This window comes from Kribbella sp. NPDC005582 (assembly GCF_040605415.1).
Classification (GTDB): domain Bacteria; phylum Actinomycetota; class Actinomycetes; order Propionibacteriales; family Kribbellaceae; genus Kribbella.
Genome location: NZ_JBEXCU010000004.1, coordinates 369,951 through 386,828 on the forward strand (window position 1 = coordinate 369,951; position 16,878 = coordinate 386,828).

Sequence of the window (16,878 nt, forward strand, 5' to 3'; positions counted from 1 at the left end):
CGCCCCAACCTACTTCGAGTACTGGTCCAGCAGGTCGCGCGCGTCCTTCCAGGCAGCCTGCTCGTTCAGGCCCTGCTCCAGCAGCACCTTGGCGGCGACAGTCTCCACGTCACGGTAGAACGCGAGCAGGAGATGCTCGGTGCCGACGTAGTTGTGCCCGAGCGTGAGCGCCTCTGCGACGGCGCCGTGCAGGACGTGCAGGGCGCGCCGCGTGTACGGCGTCTCGGCTGGGGTCGACGGATCGGTCGTCTCGGCCGCCGGACTGAGTACGTCGACCGCCTCGCGCACCGACTGTTCGGTGATGCCACGCCCGGTGAGCACCTTGGTCGCGATCGAGTCCGGCTCGGCGAACAAGCCGAGCAGCAGGTGCTCGGTACCGACGAAATTGTGGTTCCGCTCGCGAGCCACTGCCGCAGCAGCCCGTACGACGTTGGTCGCACGCTGCGTGTACCGGTCGAACTGCGGCGTCGTACTCCACGAGTCCGCGAACCGCTTGTGCGCGGCCTGCTTGCTCACCCCGAGCACCGCGCTGATCTCGACCCACGACTTGCCGGCGCCCCGCGCCCGGTCCACGAAGAACCCGAGCGCCGCGTCGCCGGTGCTGGTCAGTTCGCTGATGGTCGACGCCGCGGTCGCGAGCTGCTGCAGCTCGTCGTCGCTGCCGGTGTCGTCCTTGATGGTGGTGATGAGTTGCTGCAGATCCGGTCCAGGAGTCATACGTCAACCCTAGGTTGACAGCCGGACCGCGTCAACCCCAGGTTGACGATCAGCAGCTGTGCCGCACATAGTCCGTCAGCGACCAGCCAGTCCGCCCGTCCGGCAGCCGCACATGCACCCAAGACTCCCCGTCCCGCTGCGCGATCGGCGTCAACCGATCCCCGCGGTACACAGTCGCCACCACTGTCCGGCTCCGCGGCGCGTCCCGAACCGTCGCATCCTGCGCACAAACCGTCAGCTGCTCCGTGGAGTGTTCACGGCCCTGGGCAAGGAGGGCTGCACCGACTGCGGTGAGCGTGACTACAGGTACCGCGATCGCGGCAACAGCCGTCAGTCGGCGCCTCGTCCACCGCGCACGTTGGATTGGTCGGCCCGACGAGACAGCACGGAGGGCGGTGGCGAAGGCGGCAGCGGTCGGGTAGCGGTCGCCGGGATCCTTCGCCATCGCGACGCGAATGACTTCGTCGTACGCCGTGTCGGTGACCGGCGGCGGAAGCATGGCTACGGCGTACGCAAGCTCAGGCAGCGTACGGCGCTCGTACGGACGGCGAGCCGTGAGGAGGGCATAGAGAGTCCCGCCGAGGGCATAGACATCGGTGGCGGGAGTGACCGGGTCACCGCGCCATTGTTCGGGCGCCATATAGGCGACCGTGCCGGCCATCGAGCCAAGGGACGGACCCGACGGCGTACCGCTGTGCAGCCAGGCGTCACCACTCAGATCGAGACCCGTCGTCGACTCGACGCTGGCCAACTGGCGAGCAACTCCGAAGTCGCCGACCATCGGCCGGCCGTCGTGCAGGATGATGTTCGCCGGCTTGAGATCGCGGTGGATGACGCCGGCCCGATGAACAGCGTCGACCCCATCGGCCACCTCAGCGAGCAATGCGACGGCACGATCCGCCGGCAAAGCACCCTCAGCCTCCAGCAATTGCTGGAGATCCGGACCGCTCAGCCGGTCCATCACCAGCCACGCCTGATCGCGCTCACCGCCGACCTCGTGCACGCGGACCACGCCCGGGTGGATGACGGCCTCGGCCAGCTGGGCCTCGCGGCGCAGCCGGTCTCGGTACTGCGGGTCGACCAGCTCCGGATGCACGACTTTGACCGCGACAGACCCCCCATCGGCCAGCCGGACCCCCGCGTACACCACCCCTGTCGCACCCGCACCCAACGGCTCCGCCAGGCGGTAGCCAGGTACTTCGACGATCACGGCACGCACACTAACCCGCACTGTCTGCTTCCGGAAGGGATTCTGCTGCCAGGTCTACGAGGGGCTCCAGCTGGGCCAGTTCGGCGAGCACCTTGCGGCGGAAGCGCGGCAGATTGCCGGGCTCTGCGCGCAGCGGCGACAACAGTTGCCGTACGGCGCGGCCCAGCTGATCGTCGGCCGCGTCCTCGGCGATCGGCAGTAGCTCGCGGGCTTCGGCCAGCGACTGGCTGAGCAGCTTCAGCCGGATCGGCTCCTCCAGCAACAGCGCGGCGACTCGCAGCATCCGCCGACCGGCTTTCAGCGCGAGCTCGGGACTGATCGGCTGCGCCGGCGAGTCCCGCTGTGCGCGGACCACGTCGATCCAGGGCTCGATCGTCGTACCGCGCCAGATCGGTCCGGACGAGAGCTCGCCATCGGGTTCGGGGATGCCGTGACTGCGGCGGCGGCGCCAGGCGGTGACCAGCTGCCGGTTCAGCCCGAGAGCGTCCGCGATCTCGGCGATGCCGTAGAAGGCCTTGCGTTCCACCCGAGCGCCCATCGGCTCACTGTATCCAGTGATGACAGGCATTGCCATCTTGAGCGACGCGCTTTACCGTCATCTCAGATAACAACTTCATGGAGGTTCAGATGACAAGGAAGTCCGCCCCCTTCCTCCTGACCGCGGCCGCCGTGACCGGCGCCGTGCTGCTGGCCGGCACCCAGGCCGCGGTCGCGGTCGAGCCGCCCGAGCACGCGATCATCGTGTGCCAGGACGCGACGATGTACGAGAACTACGACTTCTCGATCCCCGGCCCGGTGCACCCGTTGCGCACGCTGTACTACGGCAACAAGGTCGGCCACACCCGCGGTAAGCACCCGGTGTACAACGGCTGGGCCTCGATCCAGGACTTCGGCCCGAACGACTGGGGCTTCGTCCGGTACGAGTGCCTCGGCGGCTGGGGTTCGTGGTGAACGCGCTGCGCACCACCGCGCTGGCCGCTGCGCTGCTGATCGCCGGCGCGGCACTGACCGCCGTACCGGCTCATGCCGCCAACGGCACCGTCGGCGTCCGCGAGACCGTCTGCGCACAAGACCTGGAGCTGCGGGTGAAGCCCGGCGGCGCCCGGATGGGCACGCTGCACAAACCGCAGACCTTCCTGGTCAAGCAGGTCAGCGGCGAGTGGGTCTTCGGATTCGCCTACGGCGACATCAACCACGACGGCTGGGTCCAGGACGGCTGGTTCTGCTGATGAGACGTCTCCTCGCCGCCCTGATCGTCGCCACCCTCTGTGTCCTGGCGTCCCCTGCCTATGCCGTCAACCAGTACGTCACCAAGGGCAATGTCACAAAACCCGCCGCCTGCAACAACTTCGGCACCATCCCGGCCGGTGGATGGCTGGCCAACAAGTCGTGCGGATACGTCATGGGGACGGCGATCGCCGGTACCCGGTTCGACGTCCACACGACCACCCCGAACAACTTCCACTTCGGTCGCTGGCGCGCCGGTGACGGCTCCAACTTCTGTGCCTTCCTGGTCCCCGGCGCCCTCGACACCTCGAGCTCCGTACCGGTCGCCGCGAGCTGCAGCGATGACACCAGCGAACGGTTGTCCCATCGCCGCAGCTTCGGCCGCGACTTCGACGCCGCACCGCACACCGGCAACGGCGCGATCATCGTCCGGATCAATCCTGCCGCCTGCACCGGCTACTACAACTATTTCGTCGACAGCACCTACGCCGCCGGCCGCCTGCACGACCCGGTCGGCTTCGCCCTGCCGTCCACCGGCGGGTACCGCTATTCCACCAACGACCGCGACGCCGCGATGATTCGCGTCGACGCCCTCGGCGAGACCATCTGGCTCTTCGTCGCGCGCAGCTGTATCGCCGCCCAGCTCCCCGCCACCCTCAACAACGACAACGACTGAAGGTGTCGGTAACGACACGTAGTAGTGGGCTCCAGGCCGCTCCGCACGCCACCGCCCCACGGGCGGATCCGGCCGACGCCCGACTACTACGTGTCGTTGGCTACCGTGCTCTCATGATTCCCGATGTCATCGCCCCCGATCTGCGGGTGCTCTTCTGCGGGATCAACCCGGGGTTGATGTCCGAGGCGACCGGGCATCACTTCGCGCGGCCCGGCAACCGGTTCTGGCCGGCGCTGCATCAGGGCGGGTTCACGCCCCGGCAGCTCAAGCCGGCAGAACAAGAAGAGCTGCTCGACTACCGGCTGGGGATCACCAACGTAGTGCCTCGGCCCTCGGCGAAGGCCGACGAGTTGACCCGGACCGAGTTGGTGGCGGGTGGCGAGCAGTTGGTCGCCAAGGTCCTGAAGTACCAGCCGGAGTGGCTCGCGGTCGTCGGCGTGACCGCGTATCGGGATGCGTTCGCTGAGCCGAAGGCCAAGATGGGTCGCCAGGAGCGAGTGATCGGGTCGACCAAGGTCTGGATCCTGCCCAACCCCAGCGGGCTCAACGCGCACTACACCCTGCCCAAGCTTGCAGCCGTGTTCGCCGAACTCGAGCAGGCCAGTCGGCCCGCCTGACTCCGTCATTCGGCAGGATGGGGTCATGCGTGCCCAGGATCTGCTCCGGTCGATCGACCCCCTCCCGTACGGCGACCGCCTGCGCCGCGTCACGACCGAGGCCCGCGCGCTGACCGCGGCCGACCTGCAGTCGCTCCTCACCGAGCTCGCCGACGGCACGCCGTACGAACGCACCATCGGCCTGTCGATCGCCGAAGCGACCCGCGATACCGCCTACGTGACCCGCCTGCTCAGCGACCCACTTCCGACTGTCCAGTCCCGAGCCCTCGCGGCGGTCGGCAACGGCGTACCGGTCTCGGACGACGAACTGCGCATCCTGTACGACGACGCCCCGGCGAGCCTGCGCAGGAGCCTCCTCCGAGTGATCCGCACGACCGGCCGAGCGCGGCTCGCCGCCCGCCTGATCGACGAGCACCGTGAACGCTGGGGCGACCCGGCCGCCGCAGCGCTGCTCATCGCCACCGACGACGAGACGGTCGAGCGCCTCCTGCCCGAGCTCGCGTACTGCCTCGGCAGCGGCGAGTGGCGTCGCCTCGGCGCCAAGCACCCCAAGCCCGTGCACGACTACGCGCTCAGCACGCTGCCGACCGGCCCGGACCGCGCCGAGTGGTGGCAAGGCCCGGCCTTCGGTGTCACCGGGCTGCTCGACCACGATCCCGAGCGCGCCACCAACTTGTTGGTCCGCGCCCTCCCGCCGGATCAGTTGCCCGTAGCAATCATCGACGTGCTCGGCCGGCTGCTCGATGTCGACCCACTGGTCCTCGAACTGCTGCTGGAGCCCGAGCGAGCCCACGTGCTCCGCGAAGCCCTGACCCCCGCGGTCCGCCGCCGCCTCAATCGGTACGCCGACGACGACCTGATCGCCCTCGGCGAACTCCTCTGGCCGGACCCCTCCGCGGTTCTGGCCGACCTCCCACCGCGCCGTCGCGCAGCCGTCTTCACCGGCGTCACCAAGAGCGTCGACCTGAGCCAAGCAGTCCTCCCGCACTGGCTCCTGCACGTCCTCCCTCACCAAGTGCGCTTCCAGCAGGCACGCCGGATGCTCACCCTCGCCCCAATCGCCAACGACGACCGCCGGCGCTGGCACACCACCGCGTTCCTCCCGTACGACGAAGCCTTCGCGCTGCTCGAACCGGAGCTCAACCGCCCCGACGCCAACGACCGAGCAGCGATCTACAGCGCGGTGATCGAGTCAGCCGGCCGCACGCGCACCCCGGCGGCGATCGAGAGCGCACTCGCCTGGGCGACCCGCGTCCGCAACGACCGCGACTCGGTCCGGCAAGCCGTGAACGAGGCCGTCGGACACCTCCCGCCCTCCACCCTGAGCGATCAAGTGGTCGACTCACTCCAGACCTTGTTGACCGACACTCTGGAAGCCCGCGACACGAGTTGGAGTACGCGGCACTGGCTCGCCGAGATCGCACTGACCGCGATCAAACAAGGGGCCGCGCGCAACCAAACCGCCTTACTGGACTGGGGTTTGCAGGCACACGCACGAATCACCGAGAACCAGGGCACGTTCATGCTCTACGGCGTGATCGACGGTCTCCCCCGCGGTCAGGAGCTCGCCGTGTACGACGTACTCCGTCATCACGTCGACGCTGCCGTGGCCCGCAACGAGTTCCGGCTGCCGTTCGCGATCGCGCGCGCCTTCGACAAGCGCGGCTGGACGATCGATCATCTGCAGGACGCCCTCGAGAAAGGCGTCTGGTCCAACCAGGAGAACACCGTCGGCGAGGCCTGCGAGCTCTGGCTGTGGCGCCGTGACACGCGTGCCGAGCGCGTTGAGCGGATCATCAAGCGCGATGTCGGCATGGCTCAGTGGCCGCACGTCTGGGGTGGCGTGACCGAGCTGCGCACAGACCTGCTCGACGTCGTACTCGCCAAGCCGAAGCGCATCCACCGCTTCGACCGCAACCACCCGGACTGGGAGGTCCCTGCCCGAGCGCTCCGCGCCTGGGCCCCCCGGCAGCGAGCCCGGTACGCCGAACTCGTCGCGAAGGCGGCGGCCGACGAACGCATGCCCGAGTGGGCGCGCGCGAAGGCGGTCGCCACCCTCGGCGGCATCCCGGAGGTCGGTCGCGCCGCCCTCGAACCGTTCCTTCAGCACGAGAACGTCCTGCTTCAGGAAGCAGCGCTCGCCGCGCTGGCCTGGACCGATTCGCCGCAGGACGTGTTGCCGGTCCTGCTGGCCCACGCCGGCGACGATCGCGCGCGCGTAGCGATGTACGCCGCGAGCCGCGCAGCGCGGTTCATTCGGCCGAGTGTGCTGCCGGGGTTGCTGCATCCGGTCCTCACCGGCGACGGCGTCAAGGTGACGTCGCGGAAGGAGGCCGCGCGGCTGCTCGGCTCACTACGTGCACCTGGGGCGAGCGCCGTACTAGCTGATGCGTGGGCCGATGCGCATCGGGATGTGCGCGCGGCGATCACCAGCGCGGCCTCGCTTTACCTGCTTCACGAACCTGCCAGCTGGGCGCTGCTGCAGGAGGCCGTGCACGACAGCGCGGCCACCGCGATCGTGCTCACGCAACGGCCGTCGTACGGGTTGGCGACGCAGTACCGAGCCCGGTACGCCGAGCTGCTGGTGGCGGTCGTCAACCGGCCCGAGCCCGAGGTCGTGCGGGCTGCGCTGCAGGCGATGCCGCGGTGGGCGCGATGGAGTCCGTCGGTCGCGCCGGTCTGTGCCGGCTTCATCAGCGACCTCGACTCGACCGTGTGGAGTGAGGCGACCTCCGCACTCGTCTCGATCGTCGCCACCGACCCGGCGCTCGGCCTCGACGAACTGCAGTCGGCCGTCCGGCTGCTGGTCCGCGCCGAGAACGACCCGAACCTGCCGAACGCCACGGCTGATCGCGACCACCCGGCGCGGCAACGCCTGGTCGAGCTGGGCAAACGCCTGGTCGGAGCCCTGCAGCGGAAGCCCGCCGAGGTGCGGCAGACGCTCAAGGTGATCGCCGCCGAGCTGGACAGCCCCGAACTGCTGGACCTCCGCCTCGACCTCAGCACCCAAGGCATCGACTGGGACCGGCTTCCCGAGGAGCTGCCGGCACTGATCGAAGCAGTTGCCGACCGCCCACTCGTTGCCTACAACACCGCGTTCCGGCTCGGAGCGCGGCTCAGCCAGTCCCACCAGCAGTGGGCGGCGGACCAGCTCGAGCCGACAGCCCGCGGGCTGCTGCGCTCCGAGACCTTGATGGCCGGCCTGCTGGCCAGTTCGATCATCGGAGCCGCCGGCCGCCGGACCGGCTGGGCGCCGGCCTGGCGCGACCTACTGGTTGCCCTGCGCAAGCATCCGCTGGCCGACGTCCGGCAGGTCGCGCTCGAAACCTTCACCGCCGCAGAAAGCTAACCGTCCTGCTCGACCGTCACCGCTGCAGGAGAGTCATCCGTCCTGCTCAGCCTCGCGCTGCGCGCGTTTGCGGCGCTTACCCTCGTGCATGGCGACGACGCGAGCGATCGGGATCGCCCGGCCCTCCTCCAGCAGGTCTTCGGGCAGCGACTGCGGTGCCGGCAACTGGTCGGCCCAGCGATCCGCGCCACCCAGCAGGTCAACAGCAGTCCGGACGGTGAAGTCGCGCGGCGTCACCCGGTCGAGGTCGTCCCACCCGACCGGGAACGAGACCGGCGTACCGGGCCGGATCCGTGGGCTGTACGCCGCCACCACGGTCGCGCCGCCGGAACGCGTCGAGTCCACGAAGACCTTCCCGTGCCGGTCCTCCTTGATGTACGCCGTCGTCGCCACCGAAGGATCGATCCGTTCAGCCCGCGCCGCGATCGCCCGAGTCGCCGCCGCGGCATCGTCGATCGGTATCGAGTCGTCGATCGGCACGATCACATGCACACCCTTGGCGCCACTCGTCTTCACCGCGCCGGTGAGCCCGGCATCGGTCAGCGCCTGCCGCACCAGGAAGGCTGCCTGAACCGCCTTACCGAACGTGTCGTCACCCTCCGGCGGATCCAGGTCCAGCACGAGATGCGTCACCCGGTCCCAGCGGTCGGCCCGCATCAACGTCGGGTGGTACTCGACCGCTCGCTGGTTCGCGAACCACAGCAGCGTCCGCCGGTCGTCGCACAGCGCGTACGACACCTCGCGCTTCGACGCTTCGGCCCACACCGAAGTGGTCTTGACCCACTCGGGCGTGTACTTCGGGACGTTCTTCTGCATGAACGCCGGCTGCCCCGGCCGGATCCGCATCACCGACAGCGGCCGCTCCCGAAGCTCCGGCAGCATCCGCTCGTGCACCGCATCCAGATAGTCGACCAGCTCGCGCTTGGTCGCGTCCGCCCCGTCGAACAGCGGCTGATCCAGGTTGGTCAGATCAACGCCGTCCCGCGTCTCGTCCACCTTGCTCGCCATCCCCCGACCCTAGCTTCTTGACACCGGTCTAGCCCAGCAGCTTCAGTGCTCCCGTGGAGTACGTCGAACAGCTGCCGGTGCCTGGTCTGTCAGGCGTGGTTCGCACGGTCTGGATCCAACGCACCGGCGCGGCCGAGCACGTCCACCGACACCTCCCGACCGGTGGAGTGGAGATCCACTTCCCGCTCGGCGGACGGCCGCGGCTGCTCGGCCCGTTGACCGGTCCGGCGATCGAGGTCATCCCCGCCCACACCACGCTGGTCGGCGTGCGGTTCCATCCAGGTACGGCTCCGCCGCTGCCCGCCGTACTGGATGATTTGATCGATCAGCACCTCAGCCTCGTCGACCTGTGGGGACACACGGCGGACCGGTTGGTCGAGGCAATGGCGAAGGCGGCGACTCCGGAGCGAGCACTCCTGTATCTGCAGGCTCATCTGCTCAACGAGTTCCGCAGTACCGACCGAGATGCGCTCGTCCAGGAGGCCGTTGTGGCGCTGATGCCGTGGCGGGCGACGTCGATCGATGGTCTCGCGTCGCAGCTCGCGTTGTCTTCGAGCCAGCTCCGCCGCCGTTGTCTGCAAGCTGTCGGTACGACGCCGAAGGTGCTCCAGCGGACACTGAGGTTCCAGGGTTTCTTGGCGTTGGCACAGGCGGGGGTGGTGCCGTCCGGCCGCCGCGGTTCCGACGGTACGGCGAGTCTCGCGATCGATGCGGGCTACGCCGATCAAGCGCATCTCAGTCGTGAGTGCCTTCGGCTGACCGGGCTCACGCCGACGCAGTTGCTCGGCGGAAGTCTTGATCGCTGTGCGTGCGGTCACGACCATTCGGCGTCGTACGCGCCCTTCCTCGCCCGGCGGTGAGGATGCACGTTTTGTTCAAGAACGAGGCGGCACGTCGCTCGTAGCCTCGAGCCATGGAAACCGTGCAGTGCCGATCCGTGGCAGACGTCGTCGACGCGATCAAGCGTGGCGGTCGCGTGGTACCGCGCGGCGGCGGCCATTGCTTCGTGGACCGGCCGGCCGACGTCGTACTGGATCTGAGCGGCCTCAAAAGCATCGACGTGCGCTCCGACGGGGTCGCGACGATCGGCGCCGGCGCGCTGCTCGGTGAGGTGTATCGCGAACTGCACGCGGCGGGTCGCGCGTTGCCGGCCGGCTGCGGTACGACGGTCGGGATCGCCGGACTGACATTGGGCGGTGGAATCGGACTGGTCGGCCGCAAGTACGGGCTGACCTGCGATCGGCTGATCGGTGCGCGGGTGGTCCTCGCCGACGGCAGCGTCGTCGAGTGTGACGACGAGCGTGAGCCGGACCTGTTCTGGGCCTTGCGTGGTGCGGGTGGTGGCCAGTTCGGCGTGGTGACGGAGTTCCGCTTCGACACTGTCGCGGAGCCGATGCTGACCCGGATCGCGGCCGACTGGCCTGCTGACGAACCGGAGACCGTCATCGCGGCCTGGCAAGCCTGGGCGCCGGACGCACCGGACGACCTCACGCTGAATCTCACCATCGACGGACCGCGGGCAGTGCTGATCGGCGCGAGCCTGCTCACCGCCGAGCCGACTCGCGCGCTGCTGGCCGAGTTCGCTGACCTGATCGGTACGCCGGTGCCGTTCGAACTGCGCGCCGGAGTGCCCCTGTCCACAGTCAAGGCGAGCTTCGCCGAGGCGACGAGGGAAGAGCCGCCGCGGATCCGTTCGGAGTTCTTCGAGCAGTCGCTGTCCGACGACGTACTGCATGAGCTGGTCGGCACCGGGCGGTTGGCGTTCACCGCGATGGGTGGCGCGTACAACAGGATCGCCGCCGCCGCGACAGCGTTTGCCCACCGCAACCAACGGTTCCTGCTGGAGACCGCGAACGACCGGTCCTGGTCTCTCGCCCACGCGGACGGCAGCGGCCGCGTCTACCCGAACTTCCCCAATCTCTCGCTGGCCGACGGTCCCGCGGCGTACCACGGCGAGAACCTCGCCCGGCTGCGCGCAGTGAAACAGGCCTACGACCCCGAGCGATTCTTCGCCTTCCCCCAAGCAGTCTGAAAGGACATCATGAGCAAGGTCATCGTTGCGCTCGCCGTCTCGGCCGACGGCTATATCAGCGGCCGGACACCGGACGGCGCCGAGGAGTTCGGGCGCGGGCTCGGCGACGCCGGGATGCTGTTCGACTGGTACTTCAACGGCGACACCCCGAGTCAGGTCTTCGGCGACGGGTTCAAGCTGAGTGCGCCGAGTGCGCGCATCTTCGACGAGCTGGCGACCCGGGACGGTGCGGTCATCTGCGGACGCCGGACCTTTGAGCACTCCAGCGACTTCGGCGGCGGAAGCCCGCATCCGAACGCGCCGCTGGTGGTGCTGAGTCACCAGCCGCTCGAGGTCGGCCCGAAGCAGACGCTTGCCTCAAGCATCGAAGAGGCGGTCGAGGTGGCCCGGAAGCTGGCCGATGGCAAGGATGTCGGGATCATGGGCGGCGGCGCGGCGACCTCCGCGCTCGCGGCCGGGCTGGTCGACGAGATCGTGCTGCACCAGGTACCGATTCTGCTCGGCGGCGGCTACCGGTTCTTCCAGGAAGTCCCCCAGCACATCGAGCTCCGGCTGGTCGAGGCCGTCCCGGCGCCCGGCGTCACACACCTGCACTACGAGGTCGTCCGATGATCCTCGTCACCGGCGGGCTCGGCATGATCGGTGCCGCCACTGCCCGCGCACTCGTCGACCTCGGCCACGAGGTGATCGTGACCTCACACCGTCAGAGCGATGTCCCGTCGTTCCTGGCCGGCCGGGTCACGGTCGAGAACCTCGACGTCACCGATCGGGACGCCTTCCTTGCCTTGGGCAAGCAGTACGGCATCACCGAGATCGTCCACCTGGCCGGGAGCATCCCCGGCGATGACCCGGTCGACTACTTCCGCCACGACCTGGCCGGCCTGCTCAACGCACTGGACGCGGCCCGGGCCTGGGGCGTCCGCCGGTTCGCCGTCGCGAGCAGTCTCGGCAACTACATCGGCCGGCCCGAGATCCCTTGGCACGAAGAGCTCGCGCTGCCGGAGGTCGACGTACCGCTGGCGATCATCGCGTTCAAGAAGGCCGTCGAGCCGATCACCGTGCACAGCCTGCAAGGCACCGTGATCGAACCGGTCCTGCTGCGGATCGGCAGCATCTGGGGACCGCTGATGGACCCGGAATCGCCGATCATCACGATCGCGCCGTACGTGAGCGCGATCCTGCGCGGCGAGACGCCGGAAGCGCGCTACGCCGACGACGGCGGCGACTTCTGCTACGCAGCCGACGCCGGCCGTGCAATCGCACTGCTCACCACCGCCGAATCTCTCCAGCACCGCGTCTACAACGTCTCCAGCGGCACCCGATCCACCAACCGCCAAATCGCCGAAGCTCTAGAGGCCATCACCCCCAACCTGCACCTAGACCTGATCCCCGGCCGCCAATCCGGCCCCGGCGAGGATCCGTACCTAGACATCTCTCGCCTAACCGCCGAAACCGGCTTCACCCCTGCCTACGACATCCCCAAAGCCGTCGCCGACTACGTCGCTTGGCGCATAGCCAACCCCCGCTGATTGCGTACCGACCGACTGTTAGTAGTCGCCATCGGCGGCGGTCCGCACGCTCGCCGATCCTCGCCGACCGGCTGGGCGGTACACCTTCAACAGTCCGTCGGTACACCATTTAAAGCAGTCGCACGGTCGGTGGGCGGCGGATACGGTCGGCGAGTGGATGTTGAACCGGCGGTAGCTGTGGCCAAGGCGATCACGTCGGCGGACGACGCGATCGTGCTCAACGCATCGAACAAGGTCATCCTGCGGCTGTTGCCGAACGACGTCGTCGCGCGGGTGTCGTTGGCGGATGAGCACGGGTTCGAGCGGGAGGTGGAGCTCAGTCGACGTTTGTCCGAGGCCGGGTATCCGGTGGTTCCGCCGGCGGACCTGAAGGTTCACGAGCAGGACGGGATCTCGGTCAGTCTCTGGCGGTACTACGAACCGCAGGAGCCGATCCCGGCGGACGTGTACGCCGCGGCGCTGCACCGGCTCCACGCTGGACTGCGCGAGGTCGCGGTGGAGGTGCCGCACTTCATGGATCGGGTGGTGGAGGCGACGCGGGTGCTGGCAGAGCCGGCCCTCTCACCGGAGGCACCCGAGGCTGACCGTGAGCTGGTGCTCAGGACACTGACTGCGGCCAGCCGTGCTGTCATCGCCGCGGGTGCCCCCGAGCAATTGCTGCACGGCGAACCGCACCCGGGCAACCTGCTCAGCACGGAAGACGGACCGCTGTTCATCGACTTCGAGACGGTCTGCCGAGGCCCGGTCGAGTTCGACATCGCGCACGCGCCGGAGGAGATCGCCGCGCACTATCCAGGGATCGACCAGGAGCTGCTGCGCCAGTGCCGACTGCTCATGCTGGCGATCATCATCGCCTGGCGCTGGGAGATCGGCGATCAACTCCCGGACGGACGCGCTCGTGGTGCGGAATGGACTGCGCAACTACGGGCCGAGTTGAGCGCGATCTAGCCGCCTGAGACGCCGATCTCGGCGTCGGCCAGGTCATCCGTGAGGCCGTCGGTGTTGTCGAGCCAACCGTGCGGGAGGATGACGCGCTCCCGCGGACTGCCTTGGCGGCCGCGGGGTGCGCCGAGCTCGGCGGTCGGGAACGGGACAGTCGGGTCGAGCTGAGCGAGCAGCTCGTCCAGGTGGGCGAGGGTGTCGACCATGCCGAGGGCCGCGCGGAGCTCGCCGCCGGCCGGGAATCCCTTGAGGTACCAGGGCACGTGCTTGCGGAAGTCACGCAGGCCGCGCTGCTCCCCCATCAGGTCGGCGAGCAGCTCGCCGTGCCGACGCATCACGGTCGCGACCTCGCCGAGGTTCGGCAGGTTGAGCGCCTCGCCGCCCGCGAACGCCACCGCGAGATCGCGGAACAACCACGGCCGCCCGAGGCAGCCGCGGCCGACGATCACACCGGCACTGCCGGTTTCGGCGACCATCCGGAGTGCGTCGCCGGCTTCCCAGATGTCACCGTTGCCGAGCACCGGGATGTTCACGTGCTCGACCAGCTCGGCGATCTTGGTCCAGTCCGCCTGACCGGAGTAGGCCTGCGCCACCGTCCGCCCGTGCAGCCCGATCGCCGCCGCGCCTGACTCCTCGGCGATCCGGCCGGCGTCGAGATAGGTCTGGTGGTCGTTGTCGATCCCGATCCGGGTCTTCATCGTCACCGGCACCCCGTACGGCGCCGCCGCCTGCACGGCCGACTTCAGGATCGCGCCGAGCAGATTGCGCTTCCACGGCAGCGCCCCGCCGCCGCCCTTGCGCGTCACCTTCGGGACCGGGCAGCCGAAATTCAGGTCGACGTGGGCGACGCCGTACTGGTCGCAGAGGAGTTGGACGGCCTTGCCGATGTAGACCGGATCCACGCCGTACAACTGCACGGACCGGACGGTCTCGCGCTCGTCGAAGGTCAGCATGTCGAGCGACTTCTGATCGCCCTCAACGATCCCGCGCGACGTGATCATCTCGCAGACGTACAGTCCCGCGCCCTGCTCGGCACACAACCGCCGGTACGCCGCGTTGGTGATGCCGGCCATGGGCGCGAGCACCACGGGAGTGTCGATGGTGAGATTGCCGAGCTTCAACATGATCAGGCTTTCGCGACGAGGATCTTGCCGTCGCCGGAGACGCGGGCGTTGTGCGGGACGACGGCGTTCGCGGTCGTCGTGACATCACAGCGGATGCCTTCACCGGCCGTCGGTACGACGGCGACCGGGTCCATCGTGCAGGTGATCTTGGAAGCGTCCGGCACCGCCCGGAGGACGGCGTCGACGACCTTCTCCTTGACGACCGCCACCTGCGCCGAGGTGAACTTGTACGACGCGTTGTACGGCTCGGCGTCGACGGTCAACGTGCCGGTGAACGGCTTCCCGGCGTACGTGACCGTGCACTTGAGCGTGTGGTTGCCGGGCTTGTCGGCGTCGTCGATACCGGGGCAGCTGACCGTCGTCTTGGCGGCCTTGCCCGCGGTGAGCTGGGTCTGCTTGGCGATCGCGAACCGGATGCGCTGAGCCAGCGGCGCATCCGACTCCGGCGCACCCGTGACGACCGGTGCCGGGAACGGCTTGGCCGGCGTCGGCAGCGGCTTCAGCGTCGGCGTCGACGCGGTCGGAATCGGCGCGCTCGTCGGACCGGAGCTGCTACCAGGTGCTGACGGGGTGCTACCCGACTTCGGGTCGGTGTCCGAGCAGGCGGCCAGCAGGAAGACGGCCAGCGCCGACACCCCGAACACGGCCAGCCCGAACCGCAGGCGGTCCCCAGTCAGCAGCTTCATGTCAGCAGCCCACCAGCGCCTGGGCGAGGTAGCCGGTGACCTCGGTCAGGGCGACGCGCTCCTGCTTCATCGAGTCGCGCTCGCGGATCGTGACCGCGTGGTCCTCGAGCGTGTCGAAGTCGACGGTGATGCAGAACGGCGTACCGATCTCGTCCTGGCGGCGGTAGCGGCGGCCGATCGCGCCGGCGTCGTCGAAGTCGACGTTCCAGTTCTTGCGCAGCTCAGCGGCCAGATCGCGAGCCTTCGGCGACAGGTCCGCGTTCCGCGACAGCGGCAGTACGGCGGCCTTGACCGGGGCGATCCGCGGGTCGAAGCGCAGCACGGTCCGCTTGTCGACGCCGCCCTTGGCGTTCGGCGCCTCGTCCTCGGTGTACGCGTCGAGCAGGAAGGCCAGCACGTTGCGGGTCAGGCCGGCCGCCGGCTCGATCACGTACGGCGTCCAGCGCTCGCCTTTCTCCTGGTCGAAGTACGACAGGTCGGCGCCGGAGTGCTTGGAGTGCGTGGACAGGTCGAAGTCGGTGCGGTTCGCGATGCCCTCGAGCTCGTCGAACTCCTTGCCGCCGAAGTTGAACTTGTACTCGATGTCGACGGTGCGCTTCGAGTAGTGGCTCAGCTTCTCCTTCGGGTGCTCGTAGAACCGCATGTTCTCCGGGTTCAGCCCGAGGCCGACGTACCAGTCCCAGCGCGCCTTCAGCCAGTACTCGTGCCACTCCTCGTCGGCGCCCGGCGCGACGAAGAACTCCATCTCCATCTGCTCGAACTCGCGGGTCCGGAAGATGAAGTTGCCCGGGGTGATCTCATTGCGGAAGCTCTTGCCGATCTGGGCGATCCCGAACGGCGGCTTCTTCCGCGCCGTCCCCATCACGTTCGCGAAGTTCACGAAGATGCCCTGGGCGGTCTCCGGGCGCAGGTAGTGCAGGCCCTCCTCGGACTCGACCGGGCCGAGGTAGGTCTTCAGCAGGCCGTTGAACATCCGCGGCGGCGTGAACGTGCCCTTGTTGCCGCAGTTCGGGCACGCGATCTCGGACAGCTCGACGGTGTCGGCGTCCTTGTTCTTGCGCCGGGCGTAGTCCTCGCGCAGGTGGTCGTCGCGGAACCGCTTGTGACAGGACTGGCACTCGGTCAGCGGGTCGACGAACTCCGACAGGTGCCCGGACGCCTCCCAGACCTTGGTCGGCAGGATCACTGAGGAGTCCAGGCCGACGACGTCGTCACGGCTCGTCACCATCGACCGCCACCACTGGGTGCGGACGTTGTTCTTCAGCTCCACCCCGAGCGGCCCGTAGTCCCAGGCCGACTTGGTGCCACCGTAGATCTCGCCGCAGGGGTACACGAAGCCTCTGCGCTTGCTGAGGCTGACGACGGCATCGACGGTTTCGACGGGCACTTTTGAACTCCAGAAACGGGGCACAGGTCGGGAACGGAAAACACCAGGCTAACGGTCCGGGGTGGTCAGAGTCGCATTCGGTACTACAGCGCGAACTCGGCCAGGTCCTCGTAGGCGGTGGGCTCATCGATTGCCTGCGACAGCAGCGGTACGGCGGTCAGCTTCACCTCGTACGGCGACAGCGCGCGCCGGTAGCTGCCGATGTTCAGGAACTCGAGGTTCAGCGCCAGCAACTCGGGGTCGTCGACGTTCCGCCCGACCTGGGCCGCGACGAACCCCTTCTGCTTCCCGAGCACGTCGACAGCGGCCCGCAGCCGGACGGCGAACTCCGCCTGCTCGGCCTCGGGAACCCGGAACCTGATCACCACGAACAC

At 68.5% G+C, this 16,878-nt stretch carries 18 protein-coding genes; 10 read left to right on the top strand and 8 right to left on the bottom strand.

Features of this window, described 5'->3' with window-relative positions:
* Window positions 1-9: 9 nt before the first annotated feature.
* The 3 genes from ABZS29_RS24920 to ABZS29_RS24930 are packed head-to-tail and all read right to left on the bottom strand — an operon-like array spanning window position 10 to window position 2,465.
* Window positions 10-717: a Clp protease N-terminal domain-containing protein gene (locus ABZS29_RS24920; RefSeq protein ID WP_355465018.1), complete on the bottom strand. Its 708-nt coding sequence runs from the start codon at window positions 715-717 to the stop codon at window positions 10-12.
* 49 nt (window positions 718-766) lie between these two features.
* Window positions 767-1,927 (bottom strand): serine/threonine protein kinase, encoded by a 1,161-nt coding sequence (locus ABZS29_RS24925; RefSeq protein ID WP_355465019.1) that lies wholly within the window; start codon window positions 1,925-1,927, stop codon window positions 767-769.
* A gap of 10 nt (window positions 1,928-1,937) precedes the next feature.
* On the bottom strand, window positions 1,938-2,465 hold the full coding sequence (locus tag ABZS29_RS24930) for a hypothetical protein (RefSeq protein ID WP_355465021.1): 528 nt from the start codon (window positions 2,463-2,465) through the stop codon (window positions 1,938-1,940).
* Window positions 2,466-2,554: 89 nt separating this feature from the next.
* Between ABZS29_RS24930 and ABZS29_RS24935 the strand changes: the two genes are divergently transcribed.
* The 5 genes from ABZS29_RS24935 (at window position 2,555) to ABZS29_RS24955 (ending at window position 7,796) form a co-directional block, all read left to right on the top strand.
* A complete protein-coding gene (locus ABZS29_RS24935; RefSeq protein ID WP_355465023.1) occupies window positions 2,555-2,878 on the top strand; it encodes a hypothetical protein in 324 nt (107 codons plus the stop codon).
* Window positions 2,872-3,156 (top strand): hypothetical protein, encoded by a 285-nt coding sequence (locus ABZS29_RS24940; protein WP_355465025.1) that lies wholly within the window; start codon window positions 2,872-2,874, stop codon window positions 3,154-3,156. Before ABZS29_RS24935 ends, ABZS29_RS24940 begins: the two co-directional genes overlap by 7 nt.
* Window positions 3,156-3,830, top strand: a complete 675-nt coding sequence (locus ABZS29_RS24945; RefSeq protein ID WP_355465027.1) for a hypothetical protein — start codon at window positions 3,156-3,158, stop codon at window positions 3,828-3,830. The genes ABZS29_RS24940 and ABZS29_RS24945 overlap by 1 nt, the downstream gene beginning before the upstream one ends.
* Before the next feature lie 113 nt (window positions 3,831-3,943).
* Window positions 3,944-4,447: a G/U mismatch-specific DNA glycosylase gene (gene mug, locus ABZS29_RS24950; protein ID WP_355465029.1), complete on the top strand. Its 504-nt coding sequence runs from the start codon at window positions 3,944-3,946 to the stop codon at window positions 4,445-4,447.
* Window positions 4,448-4,472: 25 nt separating this feature from the next.
* Complete coding sequence (locus ABZS29_RS24955; RefSeq protein ID WP_355465031.1) at window positions 4,473-7,796, top strand: hypothetical protein; 3,324 nt, start codon at window positions 4,473-4,475, stop codon at window positions 7,794-7,796.
* Window positions 7,797-7,829: 33 nt separating this feature from the next.
* Here ABZS29_RS24955 and ligD read toward each other — a convergent pair whose 3' ends face one another.
* The gene (ligD, locus tag ABZS29_RS24960) at window positions 7,830-8,804 is read right to left on the bottom strand and encodes a non-homologous end-joining DNA ligase (RefSeq protein WP_355465033.1); all 975 of its coding nucleotides are present in this window, start codon (window positions 8,802-8,804) and stop codon (window positions 7,830-7,832) included.
* Between the two features lie 53 nt (window positions 8,805-8,857).
* Between ligD and ABZS29_RS24965 the strand changes: the two genes are divergently transcribed.
* The 5 genes from ABZS29_RS24965 (at window position 8,858) to ABZS29_RS24985 (ending at window position 13,313) form a co-directional block, all read left to right on the top strand.
* Window positions 8,858-9,664: a DUF6597 domain-containing transcriptional factor gene (locus tag ABZS29_RS24965; protein ID WP_355465035.1), complete on the top strand. Its 807-nt coding sequence runs from the start codon at window positions 8,858-8,860 to the stop codon at window positions 9,662-9,664.
* Between the two features lie 53 nt (window positions 9,665-9,717).
* The gene (locus ABZS29_RS24970; RefSeq protein ID WP_355465037.1) at window positions 9,718-10,836 is read left to right on the top strand and encodes an FAD-binding oxidoreductase; all 1,119 of its coding nucleotides are present in this window, start codon (window positions 9,718-9,720) and stop codon (window positions 10,834-10,836) included.
* Window positions 10,837-10,845: 9 nt separating this feature from the next.
* A complete protein-coding gene (locus tag ABZS29_RS24975; protein ID WP_355465039.1) occupies window positions 10,846-11,448 on the top strand; it encodes a dihydrofolate reductase family protein in 603 nt (200 codons plus the stop codon).
* A complete protein-coding gene (locus ABZS29_RS24980) occupies window positions 11,445-12,365 on the top strand; it encodes an NAD(P)-dependent oxidoreductase (protein ID WP_355465041.1) in 921 nt (306 codons plus the stop codon). Before ABZS29_RS24975 ends, ABZS29_RS24980 begins: the two co-directional genes overlap by 4 nt.
* A 153-nt stretch (window positions 12,366-12,518) precedes the next feature.
* Window positions 12,519-13,313, top strand: coding sequence for an aminoglycoside phosphotransferase family protein (locus ABZS29_RS24985; protein ID WP_355465043.1), 795 nt, complete (start codon window positions 12,519-12,521; stop codon window positions 13,311-13,313).
* Here ABZS29_RS24985 and dusB read toward each other — a convergent pair.
* The 4 genes from dusB to ABZS29_RS25005 form a co-directional block, all read right to left on the bottom strand.
* Entirely contained in the window at window positions 13,310-14,431 is a 1,122-nt protein-coding gene (gene dusB, locus ABZS29_RS24990; RefSeq protein WP_355465044.1) for a tRNA dihydrouridine synthase DusB, read from the bottom strand. The genes ABZS29_RS24985 and dusB overlap by 4 nt on opposite strands.
* Window positions 14,432-14,433: 2 nt before the next feature.
* A complete protein-coding gene (locus ABZS29_RS24995; RefSeq protein WP_355465046.1) occupies window positions 14,434-15,117 on the bottom strand; it encodes a hypothetical protein in 684 nt (227 codons plus the stop codon).
* A gap of 1 nt (window position 15,118) precedes the next feature.
* Window positions 15,119-16,504: a glycine--tRNA ligase gene (locus ABZS29_RS25000; RefSeq protein WP_355465048.1), complete on the bottom strand. Its 1,386-nt coding sequence runs from the start codon at window positions 16,502-16,504 to the stop codon at window positions 15,119-15,121.
* 83 nt (window positions 16,505-16,587) lie between these two features.
* Window positions 16,588-16,878, bottom strand: coding sequence for an antibiotic biosynthesis monooxygenase (locus ABZS29_RS25005; protein WP_355465049.1), 291 nt, complete (start codon window positions 16,876-16,878; stop codon window positions 16,588-16,590).

Coding starts and splice junctions, on each gene's coding strand:
- ABZS29_RS24995 (WP_355465046.1), bottom strand. CDS start 15,117: ATGAAGCTGCTGACTGGGGACCGCCTGCGGTTCGGGCTGGCCGTGTTC.
- mug (WP_355465029.1), top strand. CDS start 3,944: ATGATTCCCGATGTCATCGCCCCCGATCTGCGGGTGCTCTTCTGCGGG.
- ABZS29_RS24920 (WP_355465018.1), bottom strand. CDS start 717: ATGACTCCTGGACCGGATCTGCAGCAACTCATCACCACCATCAAGGAC.
- ABZS29_RS24955 (WP_355465031.1), top strand. CDS start 4,473: ATGCGTGCCCAGGATCTGCTCCGGTCGATCGACCCCCTCCCGTACGGC.
- ABZS29_RS24930 (WP_355465021.1), bottom strand. CDS start 2,465: ATGGGCGCTCGGGTGGAACGCAAGGCCTTCTACGGCATCGCCGAGATC.
- dusB (WP_355465044.1), bottom strand. CDS start 14,431: ATGTTGAAGCTCGGCAATCTCACCATCGACACTCCCGTGGTGCTCGCG.
- ligD (WP_355465033.1), bottom strand. CDS start 8,804: ATGGCGAGCAAGGTGGACGAGACGCGGGACGGCGTTGATCTGACCAAC.
- ABZS29_RS24975 (WP_355465039.1), top strand. CDS start 10,846: ATGAGCAAGGTCATCGTTGCGCTCGCCGTCTCGGCCGACGGCTATATC.
- ABZS29_RS24970 (WP_355465037.1), top strand. CDS start 9,718: ATGGAAACCGTGCAGTGCCGATCCGTGGCAGACGTCGTCGACGCGATC.
- ABZS29_RS24935 (WP_355465023.1), top strand. CDS start 2,555: ATGACAAGGAAGTCCGCCCCCTTCCTCCTGACCGCGGCCGCCGTGACC.
- ABZS29_RS24945 (WP_355465027.1), top strand. CDS start 3,156: ATGAGACGTCTCCTCGCCGCCCTGATCGTCGCCACCCTCTGTGTCCTG.
- ABZS29_RS24980 (WP_355465041.1), top strand. CDS start 11,445: ATGATCCTCGTCACCGGCGGGCTCGGCATGATCGGTGCCGCCACTGCC.